This is a genomic window from Streptacidiphilus rugosus AM-16 (assembly GCF_000744655.1).
GTDB lineage: Bacteria > Actinomycetota > Actinomycetes > Streptomycetales > Streptomycetaceae > Streptacidiphilus > Streptacidiphilus rugosus.
The window spans coordinates 5,443,954-5,463,490 of the sequence record NZ_JQMJ01000004.1; the positions used below are offsets into that span (position 1 = coordinate 5,443,954).

At 73.6% G+C, this 19,537-nt stretch carries 19 protein-coding genes; 9 read left to right on the forward strand and 10 right to left on the reverse strand.

Going from position 1 to position 19,537, the window contains the following annotated elements; all coding sequences use genetic code 11:
* Positions 1 to 26: 26 nt before the first annotated feature.
* The 3 genes from BS83_RS33900 to BS83_RS33910 form a co-directional block, all read right to left on the reverse strand.
* The gene (locus BS83_RS33900; RefSeq protein ID WP_037607220.1) at positions 27 to 641 is read right to left on the reverse strand and encodes an arsenate-mycothiol transferase ArsC; all 615 of its coding nucleotides are present in this window, start codon (positions 639 to 641) and stop codon (positions 27 to 29) included.
* Positions 638 to 2,095 carry a polysaccharide biosynthesis tyrosine autokinase gene (locus BS83_RS33905; RefSeq protein ID WP_051944509.1) on the reverse strand — a complete coding sequence of 486 codons (1,458 nt, stop codon included), beginning with the start codon at positions 2,093 to 2,095 and terminating at the stop codon, positions 638 to 640. Before BS83_RS33905 ends, BS83_RS33900 begins: the two co-directional genes overlap by 4 nt.
* A 79-nt stretch (positions 2,096 to 2,174) precedes the next feature.
* Positions 2,175 to 3,185 (reverse strand): LCP family protein, encoded by a 1,011-nt coding sequence (locus tag BS83_RS33910; protein WP_051944510.1) that lies wholly within the window; start codon positions 3,183 to 3,185, stop codon positions 2,175 to 2,177.
* Between the two features lie 194 nt (positions 3,186 to 3,379).
* Here BS83_RS33910 and BS83_RS33915 point away from each other — a divergent pair, with 194 nt between their 5' ends.
* On the forward strand, positions 3,380 to 3,955 hold the full coding sequence (locus BS83_RS33915; RefSeq protein ID WP_232248582.1) for a sugar transferase: 576 nt from the start codon (positions 3,380 to 3,382) through the stop codon (positions 3,953 to 3,955).
* 2 nt (positions 3,956 to 3,957) lie between these two features.
* Here BS83_RS33915 and BS83_RS33920 read toward each other — a convergent pair whose 3' ends face one another.
* The 4 genes from BS83_RS33920 to BS83_RS33935 all read right to left on the reverse strand — a co-directional run bounded on the left by BS83_RS33920 (position 3,958) and on the right by BS83_RS33935 (position 7,627).
* Positions 3,958 to 5,130, reverse strand: coding sequence for a glycosyltransferase (locus BS83_RS33920; protein ID WP_051944511.1), 1,173 nt, complete (start codon positions 5,128 to 5,130; stop codon positions 3,958 to 3,960).
* Complete coding sequence (locus BS83_RS33925) at positions 5,127 to 5,897, reverse strand: WecB/TagA/CpsF family glycosyltransferase (RefSeq protein ID WP_051944512.1); 771 nt, start codon at positions 5,895 to 5,897, stop codon at positions 5,127 to 5,129. Before BS83_RS33925 ends, BS83_RS33920 begins: the two co-directional genes overlap by 4 nt.
* Positions 5,897 to 6,892: an NAD-dependent epimerase/dehydratase family protein gene (locus BS83_RS33930; protein ID WP_037607222.1), complete on the reverse strand. Its 996-nt coding sequence runs from the start codon at positions 6,890 to 6,892 to the stop codon at positions 5,897 to 5,899. The genes BS83_RS33925 and BS83_RS33930 overlap by 1 nt, the downstream gene beginning before the upstream one ends.
* A 108-nt stretch (positions 6,893 to 7,000) precedes the next feature.
* A complete protein-coding gene (locus BS83_RS33935; protein ID WP_232248583.1) occupies positions 7,001 to 7,627 on the reverse strand; it encodes a TetR/AcrR family transcriptional regulator in 627 nt (208 codons plus the stop codon).
* A 198-nt stretch (positions 7,628 to 7,825) separates the two neighbouring features.
* Between BS83_RS33935 and BS83_RS42495 the strand changes: the two genes are divergently transcribed.
* The 5 genes from BS83_RS42495 (at position 7,826) to BS83_RS33960 (ending at position 14,941) form a co-directional block, all read left to right on the forward strand.
* The gene (locus BS83_RS42495) at positions 7,826 to 9,745 is read left to right on the forward strand and encodes an anti-sigma factor RsbA family regulatory protein (protein ID WP_051944514.1); all 1,920 of its coding nucleotides are present in this window, start codon (positions 7,826 to 7,828) and stop codon (positions 9,743 to 9,745) included.
* Between the two features lie 277 nt (positions 9,746 to 10,022).
* Positions 10,023 to 11,441, forward strand: coding sequence for an aldehyde dehydrogenase family protein (locus tag BS83_RS33945; RefSeq protein WP_037607224.1), 1,419 nt, complete (start codon positions 10,023 to 10,025; stop codon positions 11,439 to 11,441).
* A 44-nt stretch (positions 11,442 to 11,485) separates the two neighbouring features.
* Positions 11,486 to 12,571 (forward strand): Zn-dependent alcohol dehydrogenase, encoded by a 1,086-nt coding sequence (locus tag BS83_RS33950; RefSeq protein WP_037607225.1) that lies wholly within the window; start codon positions 11,486 to 11,488, stop codon positions 12,569 to 12,571.
* A 94-nt stretch (positions 12,572 to 12,665) separates the two neighbouring features.
* Positions 12,666 to 13,214: a hypothetical protein gene (locus tag BS83_RS33955; RefSeq protein ID WP_037607226.1), complete on the forward strand. Its 549-nt coding sequence runs from the start codon at positions 12,666 to 12,668 to the stop codon at positions 13,212 to 13,214.
* 113 nt (positions 13,215 to 13,327) lie between these two features.
* The gene (locus BS83_RS33960; RefSeq protein ID WP_037607227.1) at positions 13,328 to 14,941 is read left to right on the forward strand and encodes a peptide chain release factor 3; all 1,614 of its coding nucleotides are present in this window, start codon (positions 13,328 to 13,330) and stop codon (positions 14,939 to 14,941) included.
* Positions 14,942 to 15,024: 83 nt separating this feature from the next.
* Here the strand turns inward: BS83_RS33960 and BS83_RS33965 are convergent, their stop codons facing one another.
* On the reverse strand, positions 15,025 to 15,879 hold the full coding sequence (locus tag BS83_RS33965; RefSeq protein ID WP_037607228.1) for an alpha/beta fold hydrolase: 855 nt from the start codon (positions 15,877 to 15,879) through the stop codon (positions 15,025 to 15,027).
* Between the two features lie 57 nt (positions 15,880 to 15,936).
* Positions 15,937 to 16,308 (reverse strand): ArsC/Spx/MgsR family protein, encoded by a 372-nt coding sequence (locus tag BS83_RS33970; protein ID WP_037607229.1) that lies wholly within the window; start codon positions 16,306 to 16,308, stop codon positions 15,937 to 15,939.
* Positions 16,309 to 16,378: 70 nt separating this feature from the next.
* On the opposite strand from BS83_RS33970, the gene pnuC reads away from it, so the two are divergent.
* The 3 genes from pnuC (at position 16,379) to BS83_RS33985 (ending at position 18,555) form a co-directional block, all read left to right on the forward strand.
* Entirely contained in the window at positions 16,379 to 17,041 is a 663-nt protein-coding gene (pnuC, locus tag BS83_RS33975) for a nicotinamide riboside transporter PnuC (RefSeq protein WP_408641103.1), read from the forward strand.
* The gene (locus tag BS83_RS33980) at positions 17,038 to 18,153 is read left to right on the forward strand and encodes an AAA family ATPase (RefSeq protein ID WP_037607230.1); all 1,116 of its coding nucleotides are present in this window, start codon (positions 17,038 to 17,040) and stop codon (positions 18,151 to 18,153) included. The genes pnuC and BS83_RS33980 overlap by 4 nt, the downstream gene beginning before the upstream one ends.
* An 87-nt stretch (positions 18,154 to 18,240) precedes the next feature.
* Complete coding sequence (locus BS83_RS33985) at positions 18,241 to 18,555, forward strand: putative quinol monooxygenase (protein ID WP_037607231.1); 315 nt, start codon at positions 18,241 to 18,243, stop codon at positions 18,553 to 18,555.
* Between the two features lie 7 nt (positions 18,556 to 18,562).
* Here the strand turns inward: BS83_RS33985 and BS83_RS33990 are convergent, their stop codons facing one another.
* Entirely contained in the window at positions 18,563 to 19,450 is an 888-nt protein-coding gene (locus BS83_RS33990) for a LysR family transcriptional regulator (RefSeq protein ID WP_037607232.1), read from the reverse strand.
* Positions 19,451 to 19,537: the final 87 nt, after the last annotated feature.

The window sequence follows — 19,537 nt, forward strand, 5'->3', positions numbered from 1 at the left end:
GCCGGCCGGCGGAACCTCTCCCGGGCTCAGAACCTGACGGCCACCGGGGCTTCGGCCGTCAGCGCCGCCGCGACCGCGTCGACCGCACGGGCGATCCTGGCCGCGCAGTCCTCCAGCAGCCGGTCGGGCTGCGGCTCGGGATCGAGCACGTCCTCGGCGCCGGGACAGAGCGGCACGGCCTCCCGCCCCCGGGCCGAAGCAGCCCGCCGCACCGCGCCGAGCGGGCCCAGCATGCTGATCGGCACGGGGGCCCCTGGCTCGGGGACGGCCGGAGCCGCACGGCTGAGGCGGACGAACTCCTCGAGCACGAAGCAGCGCCGCAGCGCCGTCGGGCAGAGGCGGACCGCGGCCTCGCGGTGCTGCCTGGCCAGGCCCAGCACCAGGTCCGCTCCGGCGATCAGGTCGGTGGTCAGGCGTCGGCTGACGAAACCGTCCGGTGTGCCGCCCAGCTCCGTCACGACGGCGGCGGTCAGCGGATCCAGCCCGGCGCCCGGGCGGGCTCCGGTCCCGGCGCTGCCCACCGTGAACGCGACCGTGCCGGTGGCCGACGCGGCGGCCAGCCGAGCGGCCAGCAGCCGCTCCGCGATCGGGGACCGGTAGCGGTTCCCTGTGCAGACCACCAGGATCCGGCAGACGGTCAACTGCCGATCCTCAGCAGGGAGACCATCGCGGTGGCGCCGGACCGCAGCCGGGAGCCGCGGCTCGGCGGGACCGTCGTACCGGCGCCGGCGCCGGCGGTGCGCTCCTGCCCGTATCCGTAGCCGTAGCCGTATCCGTAGCCGGTGGCCCCGCGGAGCTGGACCATGCTGAGCACCGCGCCCAGCACCGGCACGCCGACCGCCCGCAGGGCCTCCACCGCGTGGCGCACCCGTTCGCTCGCGGTGCGGCCGGAGCGCACCACCAGGACGGCGCCGTCCACCAGCGAGCCGAGGCCGATCGTGTCGGCGACCGGGAGCAGCGGGGCGCTGTCGACGATCACGTGGTCGAAGCAGCGCGCCAGTTCGTCCAGCACGTCGCCCATCCGCTCCGAGGAGAGCAGCTCGGCCGGATTCGGCGGCATCTGTCCCGAGGTGAGCACGCAGAGGCCGGTGGTGCCGACCGGCTGCAGCACCTCGTCCAGGGTGGCCGCGTCGATCAGCACGGAGGTCAGCCCGGCGTCCTGGACCAGGCCGAAGGTACCGGCCACCGAGGGGCTGCGCAGGTCGGCGTCGACCAGGCAGACGCGGCTGCCGGTCTCCGCCATGGAGAGCGCCAGATTGGCCGCGATGCTGGTCTTCCCCTCGCTGGCCAGCGGGCTGGTGACGAGCAGCACCTTGGGTTTCTTGTCGACGTTGGCGAACTGGAGGTTCGTGCGCACCATCCGGATCGACTCCGCCCGGGCGCTGTGCACCGCGCCGACGGCCAGCGGCGCCTCCGGCGCGGTGCGGTCGAAGGGCACCGTGCCGAGCACCGGCAGGCCGGTGGCCTCCGCGAGCGCGGGGCCGGTGCGCAGGGTGGTGTCCATCATGTCCCGCAGCAGCGCCAGCCCGACGCCGCCCAGCAGTCCGGCGAGGAGACCGCCGGCCAGGTCGAGGGTGGGCCGCGGCGAGATCGGCGCGGTCGGCGGGGTGGCCGCACGGGTGAGCGAGATCCGCACCGGCGCGGTGGTGTCGTCCGTCGGGGTCTCCAGGCTGACGATCTGCCGGCTCGCCTCGTCGGCGACCGCGTTGGCGATGGTCGCCGCGAGTGCCGGGTTGCGGTCGACGACGCTGATGTCGATCAGCACCGTGTTCAGCTGCACCGTCGCGGTGATCTGCTGGGCGAGCTGGTCGGCCGAGAGCGGCAGCCCCAACTCCTGCACGACGACCCCGGTGACCCGCGGACTGGTGACGATGTCGGCGTAGGACTGCACCCTGGCCTGGGAGAAGGCGCTGCCCTGGTTCATGTCCGAGATGCTGGTGCTGACCCGGGCCGAGACGAAGACCTGGCTGTCGGCCTGGTACTGGGGTGTGGAGAGGGCCACGACGGAGACCGCGGCCGCGAGACCGGCCACCGTCACCAGGGCGACGGTCAGCCAACGCCTCGCCAGAACTCTGAGAAAGCCGCGGAGATCCACCCTGCGCCCCTTCCGATCGATGCGGAGCCCGGGACGGTTCGCCCGGCGGTCAAGAAGGACGGCCTTCGCCGTCCTGGGTTCAGCGGGCCTTCAGCAGCGCCGCCGAGGCGTCAGAGCTGTCCGCGCGCAGGGCGGTGAACAGCTCGCCCGCGGCCGGCTGCAGCAGCACGTCACGGTCCGGGTCGGGCGCGTAGGGCCGACGCGGGACCGTGCCGTAGAGCACCTGGTTCCCCGGGACCGCGCGCAGCTTCTCGACCAGGCCGTAGAGCTTGCCGATCGAGTTCAGCCCGGAGTCGGCGGTGATCGCCGAGGTCATCGCGTCGAGCACCGGGAAGAGGCGGGCCGGGTTGAGCAGCACGCCGTTGCTGCGCAGCTTGGTGGCCACCAGCCCGAGGAAGGCCTGCTGGCGTGACATCCGGTTGGTGTCGCTGCCGTCGCCGACGTACTCGCGCGCCCGCACGTAGGCGAGCGCGTTCGTGCCGTTCAGCACGTGCGGGCCGGCGCTGAGGTCGAGCCCCACGTTGGGGTCGCGCTCGGCGGTGGGCAGGTCCACCCTGATGCCGCCGACCGCGTCGATCATCCTGGCGAAGCCGGCGAACCCCAGCACCACGTAGTGGTCCACCCGGATGTCCGTCAGCTGCTCGAAGGTGCGGACCGTACAGGCGGCGCCGCCGAACTGGTAGCTCCAGTTGAACTGGGCGTACTGAGGCCGGCTGGTCCCGCCGCCGGACTCCTGGCAGCTCGGGATCGGCACCATCAGGTCGCGGGGGACGCTGACCACCCTGGCGTCGCGTCCGTCGGCGGACAGGTGCAGCAGCATCACCGTGTCCGAGCGGGCGCTGCCCAGCTCCGGCCGGTAGTCCGAGCCCATCAGCAGGATGTTCTCCGACGATCCGACGTGCGGCGGCCGCGAACCCGCCTGCGCGGCGAGGGCGCGTTCCGCCGCCGTGTCGGTGTGGATGTTCCCGTCGAGCTTCCGGTACACCAGCCAGCCGGCCAGCACCGAGCCGATCAGCCCGAGGGCTGCGATCCCGGCCAGCACACGCAGCACGGTCGTGCGGCGTGTCCGTGGCGGAGTCGTCTCGACCATGGGGAATCTCCGATTGCAGCAATAGCGCGTGGCGCACCCACTAAACGATTGTCAGTGTGGTGATGAATTGATGCCGATGCCCGCGACATGCATGGCCGGGCGGGATTTTTGGTCCAAAGGAGTGGCAGATGACGAGCTCCACGGCAGTACGGTCACCCGGACGATCCGCACCCGGAAGAGTCACCACCAAGAGGGTGATCGACCTGACGATGGGCACACTGCTGCTTCTGCTCACCCTGCCTGCCATGGCGGTGATCTGCCTGGCCATCATGTGCGAGGGCGGCGGTCCCGTCTTCCACCGGCAGGCGCGCGTGGGCCGCGGCGGACGCCCTTTCTCGATGTGGAAGTTTCGCACCATGCATATCGGGGCGCATGCCGCGCGGCACACGTTCTTCGACCTGAACGAGTCCGACGGCCATCTCTTCAAAATCAGCAGGGATCCGCGGGTCACGCCGGTCGGGAGATATCTGCGGCGCGCGTCGCTCGACGAACTGCCGCAGCTCTTCAACGTCGTCCGCGGCGAGATGTCCCTCGTCGGGCCGCGCCCGCTGCTGGTCGAGGACTCCGACTACACCGGCCCGGCCCTCGAACGGCTGCGGGTCCCCCCGGGAGTCACCGGTCTCTGGCAGGTGAGCGGCCGGTCGGACCTGCCCTGGGAGGAGATGCTCCGGCTGGATCTGCACTACGTGGTGCACCAGAGCACGCTGCTGGACCTGGCCATCCTCTGCCGGACCGTCCCCGCGGTGCTGACCGCGCGCGGCGCCAGGTGACGTCAGGGCGCGGCGGCGCGGGCGGCGCGGGCGGCGCGGTAGACGCTCTCGACGGCGTGGACCCAGGCGCGCGCGGTGTAGTGACGGTCGAACACCTCCCGGCAGTGGGCGCGCAGCGCGGGGAAGCGGGCCGAGGCGGCGGCGAGGGCCGGGGCCAGGGGTTCGTCCCAGCCGACCACCGCGCCGGTGCCGTGCCGGTGGACCGACTCGGCCACGGCGGAGCCGGCGAACGCCAGCACCGGGAGTCCGGCGGCCAGCGCCTCCAGCAGGGCCAGCGGCGCGTTCTCGTAGCAGCGGCTGGCGAAGACCAGTCCACGCCGGGCGCCCAGGCCGCGCCGGAGTTCGGTCCGGTCGAGACGGCCCAGGAAGCGGACCGAGGCCGGGGCCGCCGCCTGTGCCGCGGCGAGGAGCTCGCCGTCGCCGACGACGTCCAGCGGCTCGTCCTCGGGCCAGCGGCGCAGGAGTTCGAGGATGCCCTTCTCCGCGCTCAGCCGGCCGGCGAAGAGCCAGCGGTCCCCCTCGCCGGCGGGGTGGCCCCCTGGCGCCTCGTCCACGAAGTTGGGGACCAGCGCCAGGCGTTCGGCGGCGAGGCCGGCCCGTAGATAGGTGCGGCGGCTGAGTTCGGAGAGCACCACCAGCTGGTCCGCCCGGCGCAGCAGCGGGTCCGCGCCAGGGCCGCCGCGGTTGGCCCAGGCCAGCGGGGCGGTGGCCACACGGGACTCCCGGTAGCAGCCGTGCCGCAGCCCGGCCCAGCGGTCCCCGTCCGGGCAGGCGGTGCAGACGGCGCCGTCCCGGTAGAGGGTGGCCCCGGCGCACAGCGGACGGTAGTTGTGCAGGGTGGCGACGAGCGGCCCGGGCCAGGAGCGCACCCAGGAGCGGGTGAGGTTGGGGAAGAGGTTGTGCACGTGCACCACCTGCGGGTCCAGGGCGCGCAGGCGCGCGAGCGGGCTGGGGCCGCCCGCGCCCGCCACGGTCGCCGCGGCCCGCAGCGGGTACCAGCGCGAGCGGGCCGCCTCCTCGTCCGTGTGCGCCGCGACGAGGGTCACCTCGTGCCCCGCGGCGCGGAGCGCCCCGACCTGGTCGAGCACCGCCTCGTTCTCCCCGCTGGGCTGCCCCGAGGCGTAGAAGCTGTGCACGAAGGCGATCCGCAGCGGACCTGGCGTCCGGGCGGTCATCCGCGGCCGCCGGCCTCGGCCATCCGGGGCGGGTCGACCGCGATCCTGGCCAGGTAGGCGGGGTTGTTGCGCAGGTAGCGCCGCCACAGCCGGCGCGGCTCCCTGGCCAGCCGGTAGGACCACTCCAAGCCCCGGTCCTGCATCCACACCGGCGCGGAGGGCTTGAGCCCGGCCAGGAAGTCGAAGGCCGCGCCGACGCCGAACAGCACGGGGGCGGTCAGCCGCTCCCGGTGGTCGGCCATCCAGCGCTCCTGCTTCGGGGTGGAGAGGCCGACCCAGACGAGTTCGGCCCCAGTGGCGTTGATCCGCTCGACGATCTCCGCGTCCTCGCCCGGAGTGAGCGGGCGGAACGGCGGCGCGTGGGCGCCGACGACCCGCAGCCCCGGCAGCCGCTCGGTGAGGCGGCGGGCCAGCAGTTCGGGGACCCCGGGAGCGCCGCCGTACAGGAACGAGCGCCAGCCGCGCTCGGCGGCCAGGGCCAGGGTGTCCAGCATCAGCACCCGGCCCTGCACCTGGCTCATCCCGACCGCGCCGGCCCGGCGCCCGGCCCAGACCATGGGCATCCCGTCGGGGACGGTCAGGCCGGAGCGGTTGTGCACCGCGCGCAGCTCCGCGTCCCGCTGCGACTCCATCACCCCGTGCACGCCGGTGACGCAGACGTAGCGGCGGTCGCCCGCCTCGACCCACCCGGCGATCTCCTCCAGCGCGGTGCGCGGGTTGACCGCGCTGATCCCGACGCCGAGCACGTCGACCCGCGGCGCGGGCATCAGACGCGCACCGGGCCCGCCCGGTGCGCGGCCCGCACCTGGTCGTGGACCCAGGCGTAGGTGGCCGCCAGGCCGTCCCTCAGCTCGGTCGTGGGCGCCCAGCCGAGCTCCTTGACGATCCGGGTGTTGTCGCTGTTGCGGCCCCTGACACCGAGCGGCCCGGGGACGTGCCGATGCGCCAGCTCGACCCCGGCGATCTCCTCGACCAGCCGGTAGAGCTGATTGACGGTCACCAGCTGGTCCGAGCCCACGTTCAGCGGCTCCTCGACGTCGCTGCGGGTCAGCCGCAGCGTGCCGGTGAGGCAGTCGTCGATGTAGGTGAAGCTGCGGGTCTGCTCCCCGTCGCCCCAGATCTCGATCTCCGAGGCGCCGGTGAGCACGGCGGTGGCCACCTTGCGGCAGGCGGCGGCCGGGGCCTTCTCCCGGCCGCCGCGCCAGGTGCCGTGCGGGCCGTAGATGTTGTGGTAGCGGGCGACCCTGGTGGTGAGGCCGTAGTCCTCACGGAAGTGACGTGCCATCCGCTCGCCGAAGAGCTTCTCCCAGCCGTAGCCGTCCTCGGGCATGGCCGGGTAGGCGTCCTCCTCGCGCAGCGGGAGCACCGCCGCCTGCTGCTGCCGGTCGGCGGCGTAGACGCAGGCGGAGGAGGAGTAGAAGAAGCGGTCGACGCCGCCGTCGCGGGCCGCGAGCAGCATGTGCGTGTTGGTCAGGACCGACAGCATGCAGGCGGCCCTGTTGTTCTCGATGAAGCCCATGCCGCCCATGTCGGCGGCCAGTTGGTAGACCTCGCCGGCGCCGCCTGCCAGTACCTCGACGGCGGCGTCACGCAGCGAGACGTCCCGCACCAGGTTCTGCGCCGCGGGGTGGAGCTGCTGCCACTCGTCCAGCGGCTTGCAGTCGACGGCCCGGACCGAGCGGCCCTCGCGCAGCAACGCGGCCGTCAGGTGCCCTCCGATGAACCCGCCCGCCCCGGTGACCACGGCATCGACATGCGACATGCGGCACTCCCTCGCCATGAATCGGATATAACGAAAGAAACGTTAAAAATCCGCTTCCTGACGCCCCGTCCGGCACGCGCGGACGGGCCCCCACTCCAGCCTTTCGGCTCAGTCGCCGTAGCGGGCGCCCCGAAGGCGGGGTTCCAGGCCGATCCAGATGACCGACATCAGCCGGCGCGCCGTCTCCTCCGGCGGCTCCGGACCGGTGTCCAGCACCCAGCCGGCCAGGGCGTCGGCCGCACCGACGATGACCTGGGCCATCGCCGCCGCCTCGCCCCGGTCCGGGCCCTCCCCCGGACGCGGGCCGGGAAGGTCGGCCTCGCGGACGGCGCGGCGCAGCAGCGCGGTGACCGCGGAGACGACCTCGCGGCGGGCCGAGGCCACGTCCTCCACCACCGGCTCGCCCTGCGCGCGCGCCTGCTGGTAGAGCACGACCCAGCTGTCCCTGTGCTCGGCGACGAAGGCGAAGAACGCGGTCAGCCCGTGGAAGAGCTGGTCGCCGGGGGCCAGCCCGGGGTCGGCCGCACCGGCGAAGGCGGCGATCAGCCGGTCCGCCTCGCGGCGGATGCAGGCGGCGAAGAGCTCCTCCTTGGACCCGAGGTAGAGGTAGAGCATCGGCTTGGAGACCTCGCAGGCCTCGGCGATCTCGTCCATGGACGCGGCGTGGTAGCCGGAACGCGAGAAGATCATGACGGCCGCGTCCAGCATCTGCTGCTCGCGCTGTGCCCGCGGCACGCGTTTCGCCTTCACTGGGGCCGCCTGGTCCCTGGCATCCGATCGCATTCGTCGAGTCTATGTGCTCAGCGGCTTCACGCCGCCCACACAAGCAGGGCGATCGTCCGGCCAAAGCGCTGACCGCGCGGGCCCGCCCGTCCTATGTTGGTGACAGCCGCGCGTCCCCCCTCGCGCACCGCGTCACCGCAGGAGGCCCCGATGGCCGTCCAGCCCCACCCGGCCGTGCAGAGCGCCCTGTCGACCGCCGCGTCGAGCACGGTCCAGGTCGGCGAGATCAGGCCCAACGACCACCTCTGCTTCGTCTTCGGGGACGAGCGCGAACGGGCCGCCGTGACGACGACCTTCGTCCGCGACGGCCTCGGCAGCGGGGACAAGGTCCTCTACATCACCGAGGACGACGGACCCGCGCTGGCCAGGGTGCTCGCCACGCTCACCGCGGCGGGCATCGACGTCGCCGGTCACACCGCCGCCGGCCGGCTCGTGGTCGCCGGGGCCGAGCAGACGTACCTGGCCGACGGCCGCTTCGACGTCGACCGCACCGTGGCGATGATGGACGCCTTCATCCAGCAGACCGAGGCGGAGGGCTACCGCCTGCTGCGGGTGACCGGCGAGACGGGCTGGGTGGCCAGGCACGGCGTCAGCATCGGCGAGCTGATCGCCTACGAGCAGGCGGTCTCCCCGCTGGCGGTGGACGGGAAGGTCCTCGCGCTGTGCCAGTACGACCACCGCGCCTTCGCCGCCGCGGACATGGACGCCCTGGACCGCGCCCACGCGGGCCGCGCCGAGGAGAACGCCGTCTTCGAGGACGGCGAGCTGCTGATCCGCCGCCGCCACGGCGACTCCCCCGGCCTCGGCCTGACCGGCACGGTCGGCGAGACCGGCCACACCCCGCTGGCCAAGGCGCTGGACGCGGTCGTCGCCGAGAGCGCGGAGCACGCCACGGACGTCCATGTCGACATGTCAGGCCTGGACTTCGTCGACCTGGAGGGGCTGCGGCTGCTCGTCGCCGCCCGCCAGGAGCTGGGCGACGGCCGGGCCCTCCACCTCGAACGCCCCGCCCCGCACCTGCGCCGCCTGATCCGGATGGCGGGCTGGGACGCCGCCAGCGCGTTCCGCTCGCCGCATCCCGACTTCCGGCACCAGGCCTGTCTCTACGGCAGCGACGCGGAGTTCCTGGCCACCGCCCTGCCCTTCGTCGAGGAGGGCTTCCGGCTGGGCGAGCCGGTCCTGGCGGCGACCACCTCCGCCAATCTGGAGCTGCTGAGCGAGGCGCTGGGGGAGCGCGCCGAGCTGCTGGACTTCGCCGAGACGGCCTATTTCGGCCGCCGCCCGCCGCAGCGGATCGCCGCGTACGAGCGGTACTGGCGCAGCGCGTCCGCGGGGACGGCCGCCCGGCACGTCCGGATCCTGGCGGAGCCGGTCTGGGCGGGCCGCTCGGCCGCCGAGGCGGCGGCGTGGCGGCGGATGGAGGCGCTGCTGAACGCGCTGCTGGGCGACACCAACATCTGGATGGTCTGCCCCTACGACACCCGCGTCGCCCCGCCGGGCGTCCTCGCGGACGCCCGGCGCACCCACCCCGAGCTCCGGCAGGGCCTCGGGCTGACGCCCTCGGCCGACTACGTCGACCCGCGCACGCCCGCGGCGGGCCCGGTCGACAGCCCGGCGCTGATCCCGCCTCCGGCGCACGCTCCGGTCCTGCGCTGGGACTCGGTCACCCCGGCGACGACCCGGCTGCGGGACTTCGTGACCGAGCACGCCGCGCGGCTGGGGCTGACCGGCGACCGGACGGAACTGCTGGTCCTGGCCCTGACGGAGGTGGCCCGCCTGCTGGGCCACGCGGCGGTGGACGGGCCGGAGCCCGCCCCGGCGCCGGCCTCGCTCTGCCTGTGGGCGTGGGGCCGACGCATGGTGGTGGAGCTGGTCCAACCGGGCCTCAGGCCGAGCGACTCCGCGTTGGACGACCCCCTGCTGGGTTACCGCCTCCCGCGCCCGGACGGCCCCCGGCCCGGCGAGGGCCTGTGGCTCGCCCGCCAGATCTCCGAGAGCGTCGAGGTCCGCGCGACCGACGCGGGCTGCGTCGTCCGCCTCGAACTCACCGGAGCCCGCGCCCTGGCGTGAGATGCGGCACCTTGCCATCCGGGGAAGTTGCAGCCTGCTCAGGGGCGCGACACGTGTGCGACAGGGGAAGTCGCACCCTCGAGGGGCGCGGGGAACTGCGCGAAAAGCCACCGACATGCGGATGGTCCTCACCGAGCAGGGCCATCCGCACCGGGCGGTTTCTCGCGCAGTTCCCCGCGCCCCTCAGGCGGTGCCGAGGACCCCTCTTGCATGCGTGCACGTCTGCGCTTTAACTAGCATCGCTAGTTAACTGTTACCCGGCCCGGAGGGACACCCGGTGGAGACCTACACCGACCAGTACATCGGCGGCAGCTGGCAGCCCTCCCGCGGTGCGGAGGGGATCGAGGTGGTCAACCCGGCCACGGAGGAGATCCTGGCCGTCGTGCCCGCCGGGACGGCGGAGGACGTGGACGCCGCCGTCGCCGCCGCGCGCGGCGCCCAGCGGGGGTGGGGGGCGACCAGCCCCGAGACGCGGCTCGGGTATCTCACCGCGATCAGGGACGGCCTGGCCGCCCGCCAGGGCGAGATCGCCGAGACCGTCACCGCCGAGCTCGGCTCGCCCATCGGCTTCGCCACCGCCGTCCAGGCCGGGCTCCCGCTCGGCGTGGCCTCCGGCTACCTGGACATCCTCGCGAACTTCGAGTTCACCGAGCGGGTCGGCAACTCCACCGTCTACGCCGAGCCCGCCGGCGTCGTCGCCGCGATCACGCCGTGGAACTACCCGCTGCACCAGATCGTCGCAAAGGTCGTCCCCGCGCTGGCCGCGGGCTGCACCGTCGTGCTCAAGCCCGCCGAGGACACCCCGCTCGTCGCGCGGCTCTTCGCCCGGATCGTGCACGAGGCCGGGCTGCCGGCCGGGGTGTTCAACCTGGTCACCGGCGTCGGCGCGGTCGCCGGCGCCGCGCTCGCCGCACACCCCGACGTGGACCTGGTCTCCTTCACCGGCTCCACCGCCGTCGGCCGCTCCATCGCCGAGCAGGCCGGACGCGGCGTCAAGCGGGTCGCCCTGGAGCTGGGCGGCAAGTCCGCCAACGTCGTGCTGCCCGGCGCGGACCTCGCCCGGGCCGTCAACGTCAACATCGGCAACGTCTTCGCCAACTCCGGCCAGACCTGCAGCGCCTGGACCCGGCTGCTGGTCCACGAGGACCAGTACGAGGAGGCCGTCGCGATCGCCGCGAAGGCCGCCGCCAAGTACCTGCCCGGCGACCCGACCGCCGCCGAGACCCGGGTCGGTCCTGTCGTCAACGCCAAGCAGCGCGAGCGGGTGCTCGGCTACGTCCGGCAGGGCCTGGACGCCGGGGCGCGCCTGGTCGCCGGCGGCGTCGAGACGCCGGAGGGCTGCGAGCGGGGCTACTTCGTCCGGCCGACCGTGCTCGCCGACGTCACCGCGGAGATGACGGTGGCCCAGGAGGAGATCTTCGGACCGGTCCTGTGCCTGCTCGCCTACCGCGACGAGGAGCACGCGCTGGAGCTGGCCAACGGCACCGAGTACGGCCTGGCCGGCGGCGTCTGGGCGGCGGACGAGGAGACCGCCGTCGCCTTCGCCCGGCGGATGGACACCGGACAGATCGACATCAACGGCGGCCGGTTCAACCCGCTGGCCCCGTTCGGCGGCTACAAGGGCTCCGGCGTCGGCCGCGAGCTGGGCCGGCACGGCCTGGAGGAGTTCCTCCAGACGAAGTCCCTCCAGTTCTGACGCCCCCCCGCCTCCCCCGACCTCCCCAGAAAGGCCACACCACCGTGACGACGGTCCGCGCCGCCCTGCTCCCCGCCGTGGGAGCCCCGCTGGAACTCACCGAGATCGACCTGGCCGAGCCCGGCCCGGGCCAGGTCAGGGTCCGCCTCGCGGCGGCCGGGGTCTGCCACTCCGACCTGTCCCTCTCCAACGGCGTGCTGCGCGCCGCGACGCCGGTGGTGCTGGGCCACGAGGGCGCGGGCACCGTCGTCTCGGTCGGCGAGGGCGTCACCGCCGTCCGGCCGGGCGACTCCGTGGTGCTCAACTGGGCCCCGGCCTGTGGTCACTGCCATCTGTGCGTGATCGGTGAACCGTGGCTGTGCGAGAACTCCTACGCCGCCTCGGTGGAGACCTATGCGGCGCTCAAGGACGGCACCGGCGTCTACCCCGGCCTCGGGGTCGCCGCCTTCGCCGAGGAGACGCTGGTCTCCGCGAACGCGGTGATCCCACTGCCGGAGGGGGTGCCGCTCACCTCCGCCGCGCTGCTCGGCTGCGCGGTGCTGACCGGCTACGGCGCGGTCCACAACGCCGCCCACGTGCGCGTGGGCGAGTCCGCGGTCGTCTTCGGCCTGGGCGGGGTCGGCCTGGCCGTGCTGCAGTCGCTGCGGATCGCCGGGGCCGGGCCGATCGTCGCGGTGGACGTCACGCCCGAGAAGGAGGAGCTGGCCCGCCGCCACGGTGCGACGGACTTCGTCCTGGCCGACGAGCAGACCCCGAAGGCGGTCCGCAGGCTGACCGGCGGCCACGGCGCGGACCACGCCTTCGAGTGCGTGGGCCGCAGCAGCACCATCCGCGCGGCCTGGGGCTCGACCCGCCGCGGCGGCCGGACCACGGTGGTCGGCATCGGCGGCAAGGACGACCAGGTGTCGTTCTCGGCGCTGGAGGTGTTCCACTTCGCCCGCACCCTGACCGCCTGCGTCTACGGCAACGGCGTTCCCGAGCGCGACCTGCCGATCCTGGCCGAGCACGTCCGGGCGGGCCGCCTCGACCTGGAGGCGCTGATCACCGACAGGATCACCCTGGACGAGATCCCGGCCGCCTTCGACCGGATGGCCAAGGGCCAGGGCGGCCGTTCGCTGGTGGTGTTCTGACCCCCGGTGACGTGCGATGATCACGCGGCACCGTCTGCTGCGCCGCAGCGTCCGATCATCGCGCGTCCCTGGCGCGCCACGGGGGAATCGTTCCATGGCCTCACTCCGCGCCGCCGCACCCGCGCTCGCGCTCGCCGCCGCCCTGCTCACCGGCTGCTCCACAGCGGCCGGCTCCGCCCCCGCGAAGCCGGCCGCTTTGCCCTCGGCGTCCGCCGCGGTCGCGGCGCTGCCCACCTGCCGCCCCGCCGAGCTGGGGCTGACCGTGACCCCGCTCAGGGCGGCGTTCCCCGCGGGCGGCTTCGCCGTCTTCAAGCTGGTGCTCAGCCACCGGGGTGACGGGCTCTGCAAGGTCGACCTGAGCTTCCGCGGCGGTCCGGCCACCGTGCGCACCGCGGCCGGGGCCCGGGTCTGGTCCAACGGGGACTGCCCCGCCCGCACCGAGCCCGAGTGGCACCCGCTGGCCGCCCGCGGCACCGCGCCGTACCAGGTCTACGTGCTGTGGAACCACGACCGCTCCAAGCCCGACTGCTCCCCGGGCGCGGCCCCCTCGGTCCAGGCCCCGCCAGGCCGCTACACCCTCACCGTGACCGTGGCGGGGTCGGTGGTCTCGGCCCCGGCGGCGTTCGCGCTGAGCGCCTCGTAGGACCGTCCCGGAGATCGTCTTCCGGGTCGGGCCCGTCCGAACGGTAGAGTGGTGCGGTTGCCCCGATTGCCCCGCATCACCGCGGACGACCGCCGAAGGACCTGAGGACCGACGTGAGCACCGACTCCCCCGCCACCGCCGCCCACGTCCTGCAGGAGGCCTCGCGCCGCCGCACCTTCGCGGTGATCTCGCACCCCGACGCCGGTAAGTCGACGCTGACCGAGGCGCTGGCCCTGCACGCGCAGGCGATCACCTCCGCCGGCGCGGTCCACGGTAAGGGCGGCCGCCGCGGCGTCACCTCCGACTGGATGGAGCTGGAGCGCGACCGCGGCATCTCGGTCACCTCCGCCGCACTGCAGTTCGGGCACCGCGACCACGTGATGAACCTGGTCGACACCCCCGGTCACGCCGACTTCTCCGAGGACACCTACCGCGTCCTGTCGGCCGTCGACTGCGCGATCATGCTGGTCGACGCGGCCAAGGGCCTGGAGGAGCAGACCCGCAAGCTCTTCTCCGTCTGCCGCCACCGCGGCGTCCCGGTGATCACCTTCATCAACAAGTGGGACCGCCGGGGCCGCGAGGCGCTGGAGCTGCTGGACGACATCCAGAACATCCTGGAGATCACCCCGGTCCCGCAGGTCTGGCCGGTCGGCAACGCGGGCAACCTGCGCGGCCTGGTCCAGGCGGACAACACCGACGAGTACCTGAAGTACACCCGCGTCCCCGGCGGCACCCACGAGGCCGAGGAGGAGCGGATGGACGCCGCCGCGGCCGGGACCGTCGAGGGCGAGCTGTGGGACACCGCGCTGGAGGAGCTGGAGCTGGCGCTCGACTCCGGCCCCGGTTGGGACCCGCAGGCCTTCCGCGAGGGCAAGATCACCCCGGTCTTCTTCGGCTCCGCGCTGACCAACATCGGCGTCCGGCTGCTGCTGGACTCCGTGGTCGACCTGGCCCCCTCCCCCGACGCCCGCGAGCTGGCCAACGGCGGCTCGCGCCCGGTCGAGGACGAGTTCTCCGGCGTGGTCTTCAAGATCCAGGCCAACATGGACCCGGCGCACCGCGACCGGATCGCCTTCGTCCGCGTCTGCTCCGGCGTGTTCGAGCGCGGCATGAACGTCACCCGCGCGGCCAGCGGCCGCTCGCTGGCGACGAAGTACGCGCACACGGTCTTCGGCGCGGAGCGGACCGTCGCCGACACCTGCTACCCGGGCGACGTGGTCGGCCTGATCAACGCGACCGCGCTGCGCGTCGGCGACACCCTCTACGTGGGCAGGAAGGCCGAGTTCCCGCCGCTGCCCGCGTTCGCCCCCGAGCACTTCGCGGTCGCGCGGCCGAAGGACATCAGCCGCTCCAAGCAGTTCCGCAAGGGCATCTCGCAGCTGGACGAGGAGGGCGTCGTCCAGGTGCTCACCTCGGACCGACGCGGCGACCAGGCCCCCGTCCTGGCGGCCGTCGGCCCGATGCAGTTCGACGTCGTGCTGCACCGGATGGAGCACGAGTTCTCCTCCCCGATCGCCCTGGACCGGCTGCCCTACTCGCTCGCACGCGTCACCGACGCCGAGGGCGCGGCCGTGCTCGACAAGACCCGCCTGGTCACCGGCGAGCCGCTGACCCGCCGCTCGGACGGCGCGATCCTGGCGCTCTTCGGCGACAAGTGGCAGCTCAACAGCTTCCTGCGGGGCAACCCCGACGTGCACCTGGAGACCCTGATCGCCACGGCGGACTGAGCCACGCCGCCTCCGTCGCCGGCCCGGGGACCGGCGACGGAGGCGGAGGCGCGGGCGGAGCGAGCGCCGGGTCAGGACCGGGCTCAGCGGCCGTGGCGGTCCAGGAACTCGGCGACGGTGCGGGCGAAGAACGCCGGGTCGTCGATCCAGGGGTAGTGACCGGTGGCCGGCTGGACCACGTGCTCGCCGCGCGGGAAGACCGCCGCGACCTCCGCCGCCACCACCGGACGCGGGCCGCCGTCCAGCTCGCCGGAGAGCACCAGGACCGGGGCGTCGAGCTTCGCGAGCACCTCCCGCACCGCGGCCGCGTCGGCGAAGGCCTCGGGGGCCGGGTAGGCGTCGGCCGCCTCGTCGTTGCCCAACTCCTCGTTCTCTGCGTCGAAGGCCGCCGCCGCCTCGTCCCAGCGTCCGAAGCCGAGCCGGGAGAACAGCTCCCACTGCTCGTCCGTGGCCGTCCCCTCGACCACGGCGTCGAACGCCACCACGGCCTCGGGGTACCAGGGCTCGCGGCTGCGCAGCTCCAGCGCCTCGCGGCGGTGCTCGGGCGTGAAGTCGATCCCGACGGCACGGGCCCGCGAGGTCACCAGCACCAGGGCGCTGATCCGCTCCGGGTACCGCGCCGCGTAGAGCAGGGCGAGATCGCCGGCCGCGGAGTGCGCCAGCACGTCGAGGCGCTCCAGGCCCAGTGCGGCCCGGAGCGCCTCGACGTCGTCGACCTGGCGGTCGACGCGGTAACTGCCGGTGTCCGACGGCTCCTCGGAATCGCCCGTGCCGCGCAGGTCGAGCAGCACGAGCGAGCGTTGCGCGGTCAGACCGCCGAGGTCGCGCAGATAACTGGACGGCAGCATCGGTCCCCCGGGGAGGCAGACCAGGGGAGCTCCCCTGCCCTCGACGCGGTAGGAGAGGCGGGTTCCGTCGGATGCGGGAAACGTAGGCATGACGGTGATCGTTCCAGTGCGCGGACCGGGCCCGCCACGGATTATCGCCGCGTCGGCCTACTGCTTCGGCAGCACCTGCGCCAGCGCCTCCTCGGTGCGGCCCACGACCGTGGTGCCGTCGTCGGCCGTGATGATCGGACGCTGGATCAGCACCGGGTGCTCCGCGAGCGCGGCGATCCACCGGCCGCGCGCCGTCTCCTCGCGCGGCCATGCCTGACGGTCCTTCATGCCGAGCTCCCTGGCCACCTCCTCGTCGGTACGGGTGATGTCCCACGGCTCCAGACCGAGCCGTCCGAGCACCTCCTCCAGCTCCGCCTCGGTGGGCGGCTCCTCCAGGTAGCGGCGGACGGTGTACTCCGCTCCGGCCTCGTCCAGCGCGCCGACGGCGACGCGGCACTTGCTGCACCGGGGGTTGATCCAGATCTCCATGCGGCCAGCCTACGCGCGGCCCGACCAGGGACTTGCCCGTGGTCGCGGCGACCGTTATCGTCACTCTGACATTAATCGGAGGACCGTCATGGACGTGCTCAACCACGTGCTCTTTCATCTCGGACAGGACGCCGTCACCTGGGCCGAACTGCTCGGCTTCGTGACCGGCGCGGTCTGCGTCTGGCTCTGCGTCCGGGCCACGATCTGGAACTTCCCGATCGGCATCGCCAACAACGTCTTCTTCCTCGCGCTGTTCTGGAACGCCGCGCTCTACGCGGACGCGGTGCTGCAGATCGTCTACCTGCTGCTCGGGGCCATCGGCTGGTGGCAGTGGCTGCACGACGGCGGCCGGCGCACCCGCCGCGCCATGGGCCACGCCGCGCCGCGCACCCTGCTGGTGCTGCTCGCCCTGGTCGTCCCCGCCACCTGGGGACTGACCCTCGTCCTGGAACGGGCGCACGACATCGCGCCCTTCTGGGACGCCCTCACCACCGCGCTGTCGCTGGCCGCGCAGTGGCTGCTGAACGCCAAACAGCTGCAGAACTGGTACTTCTGGATCGCCGCCGACCTGGTCTACATCCCCCTCTACGCCGTCAAACGGCTCGACCTGACCGCCGTCGTCTACGTGCTCTTCCTGGCCCTGTGCCTGGTCGGGCTGCGCGACTGGCGGCGCGAGCTGCGCGGCGCGCCGGCGGCGGGCCTCGCGGCGACCGGAGCGGCGGTCCGGGCATGACCGAGCGCTTCCGGCACGGACTGGTCATCGGCAAGTTCTATCCCCCGCACGCGGGCCATCACTTCCTGATCCGCAGCGCCGCCGACTCCTGCGCGTCCGTGACCGTCGTGGTGATGGCCGCGGACGTCGAGTCGATCCCGCTGCACGAGCGCGTCTCCTGGATCGCCGAGCACTGGGCCGGGGAACCGCAGGTCCGGGTGGCAGGCGTGGTGGACAACCTCGACGTGGACTTCGACAGCGAGGAGATCTGGGCCGGGCACGTGGCGCTGATGCGGGAAGGGGTCCGGCTGGCCGGTCACCCCGCGCCGGTGGACGCCGTGTTCAGCTCGGAACCCTACGGGTCCGAACTCGCCGACCGCTTCGACGCCGCCGCCGTGCTGCTCGACACCGGCAGGGACACCTTCCCGGTCTCCGGCACCAAGGTGCGCGCCGACCCGGTCGCCGCCTGGGACCAGATCGAACCGCCGGTCCGGGCCTGGCTGGCCCGGCGCGTGGTGGTCCTGGGCGCGGAGTCGACCGGCACCACCACCCTCTCCCGCGACCTGGCCGCCGCGCTCAGGACCAGGGGCGGCGCCCACGGCGGCACCCGCTGGGTGCCCGAGTACGGCCGCGAACTGACCGCGGCCAAGCTGGCCTCGGCACGGGGGCGCGCCCGCGGCCTGGGCCTCCCCGAGCCCAGCGTCTTCGACATCGACTGGGACGACAGCGACTTCGACCTGGTCTGCCGCCGCCAACTGCAGGCCGAGCAACGGGCCGCCCGCGACGGCGGACCGGTGCTGGTCTGCGACACCGACGCGCTGGCCACCACGGTGTGGCAGGAGCGCTACCGCGGAGCGGTCACCGACTCCGTCCGGGCCTTCGCCGCCGCCGTGCCGCCCCGGGCGCTGTACCTGCTGACCTCGCCCGAGGGCGTCGCCTTCGACGACGACGGCCTGCGCGACGGCGAGGAACTGCGCCCGTGGATGACCGGCCGCTTCCGCGAGGTCCTGGCCGCGCAGGACGTCCCGTGGCTGGAGCTGACCGGCGACCGCGAGCAGCGGCTCACCGCCGCGCTGGCGGCCGTGGACCGGATCCTCGCGGACGGCCGGCGGCTGGCCGACCCGCTCGGCTGAGACGGGCCGGTGGCGGGCGTGGGAACAGCCGCGGTGCGGAGCCGGTTGCCAGAGGGCAGGAGAACCTGATCATCGAAGGAGCGTCAGATGTCCGTCGTCGTCACCGCCGTCGTCCACCCCAGGCCGGGGCTGCTGGAGGAGGCCCTGGCCACCTACGCCCGCCACATCGACGCGGTCCACGCCGAGCCCGGCTGCGAGCTGTACGCGCTGCACACCGACGGCGCCTCGATCGTCATCATCGAGAAGTGGGCGAGCCAGGCGGACCTGGACGCGCACGCCACCGGTGAGGTGATGGCGCAGCTGGGCCCTGAGCTGAACGCCCTGCGCGACCGGCCCGCCGACGTGGCCGTCCTGGAGCCGCGCCCGGCGGGCTCGGACGCCGGCGGCAAGGGCGCGCTGTAGGGCGGCCTCACACCCGGGCCGGTTCCCTGAGCGGGGCGCAGTGGCGCAGCAGTTCGCGCAGGGCCGGGCCGACGGTGGTGGGCCAGAGGAGCGCCAGCAGGGCGGGCGTGTCCGCGTCGGCGATCGGCAGGACCCTGAGTCTGCCCTCGCAGAGCCCGCTCAAGGACTCCGAGAGGACGGCCGCGCCGAGGCCCCGCTGGGCCAGGTCGGCGATCGCCGGGGGCGCGCTGGCCTGCATCGCGACGAGCGGGCGCAGGCCGCGGGCCGCGCAGGCCTCGTCCAGCGCGGCGCGGATGCCCGTCCCCTGCGGCATGCAGACCAGCGGGTAGCCGCAGAGTTCGTCGAGGGTCACCCCGTCGCGCTCCGCCAGCGGATGGCCCGGCGGGACGGCGGCGATCAGCCGTTCGTCGACGAGGGCGTGGCCGCCGAGGCCGGCCGGCAGCGCTCCCACCAGACCGGTCAGCGCCAGGTCCAGCTCCCCTGCTCTGACCCGTTCGACCAGGCGGTCGGAGGCGTCCTCCACGAGCGAGACCTCGATGCCCGGGTGCGCCCGGTGGAACGAGGCCAGCGCCTCGAAGAACGGCGTGATGGTGCAGCCGCCGACCATGCCGACCAGCAGGCGGCCCCGCAGCAGGCCGCTGACCTCGTCCACGGACTGCCGCAGCGCGTCCGCCCCGGCGAGCACGGCCCGCGCGTGGACGAGCGCGGCCCGACCGGCGTCGGTGAGCGCGGCCGCGCGGGCCGAGCGGTCGAAGAGCTGCGCGCCGAGGTCCTGCTCCAACTGCCGGATCTGCGCGCTCACGCCCGACTGGCTGATGTGGACGCGCTCGGCGGCCCGGGTGAAGTTGGCCTCCTCGGCGACCGCGACGAAGTACTCGAGCTGCCTCAGTTCCATGACTGAAGATTCTAGCTCTCACAACAACCAGCTGTTGGACTTCTGATCGACACCGCTCGAGAATGGAAGCAGAGCAAGAGACCCCAG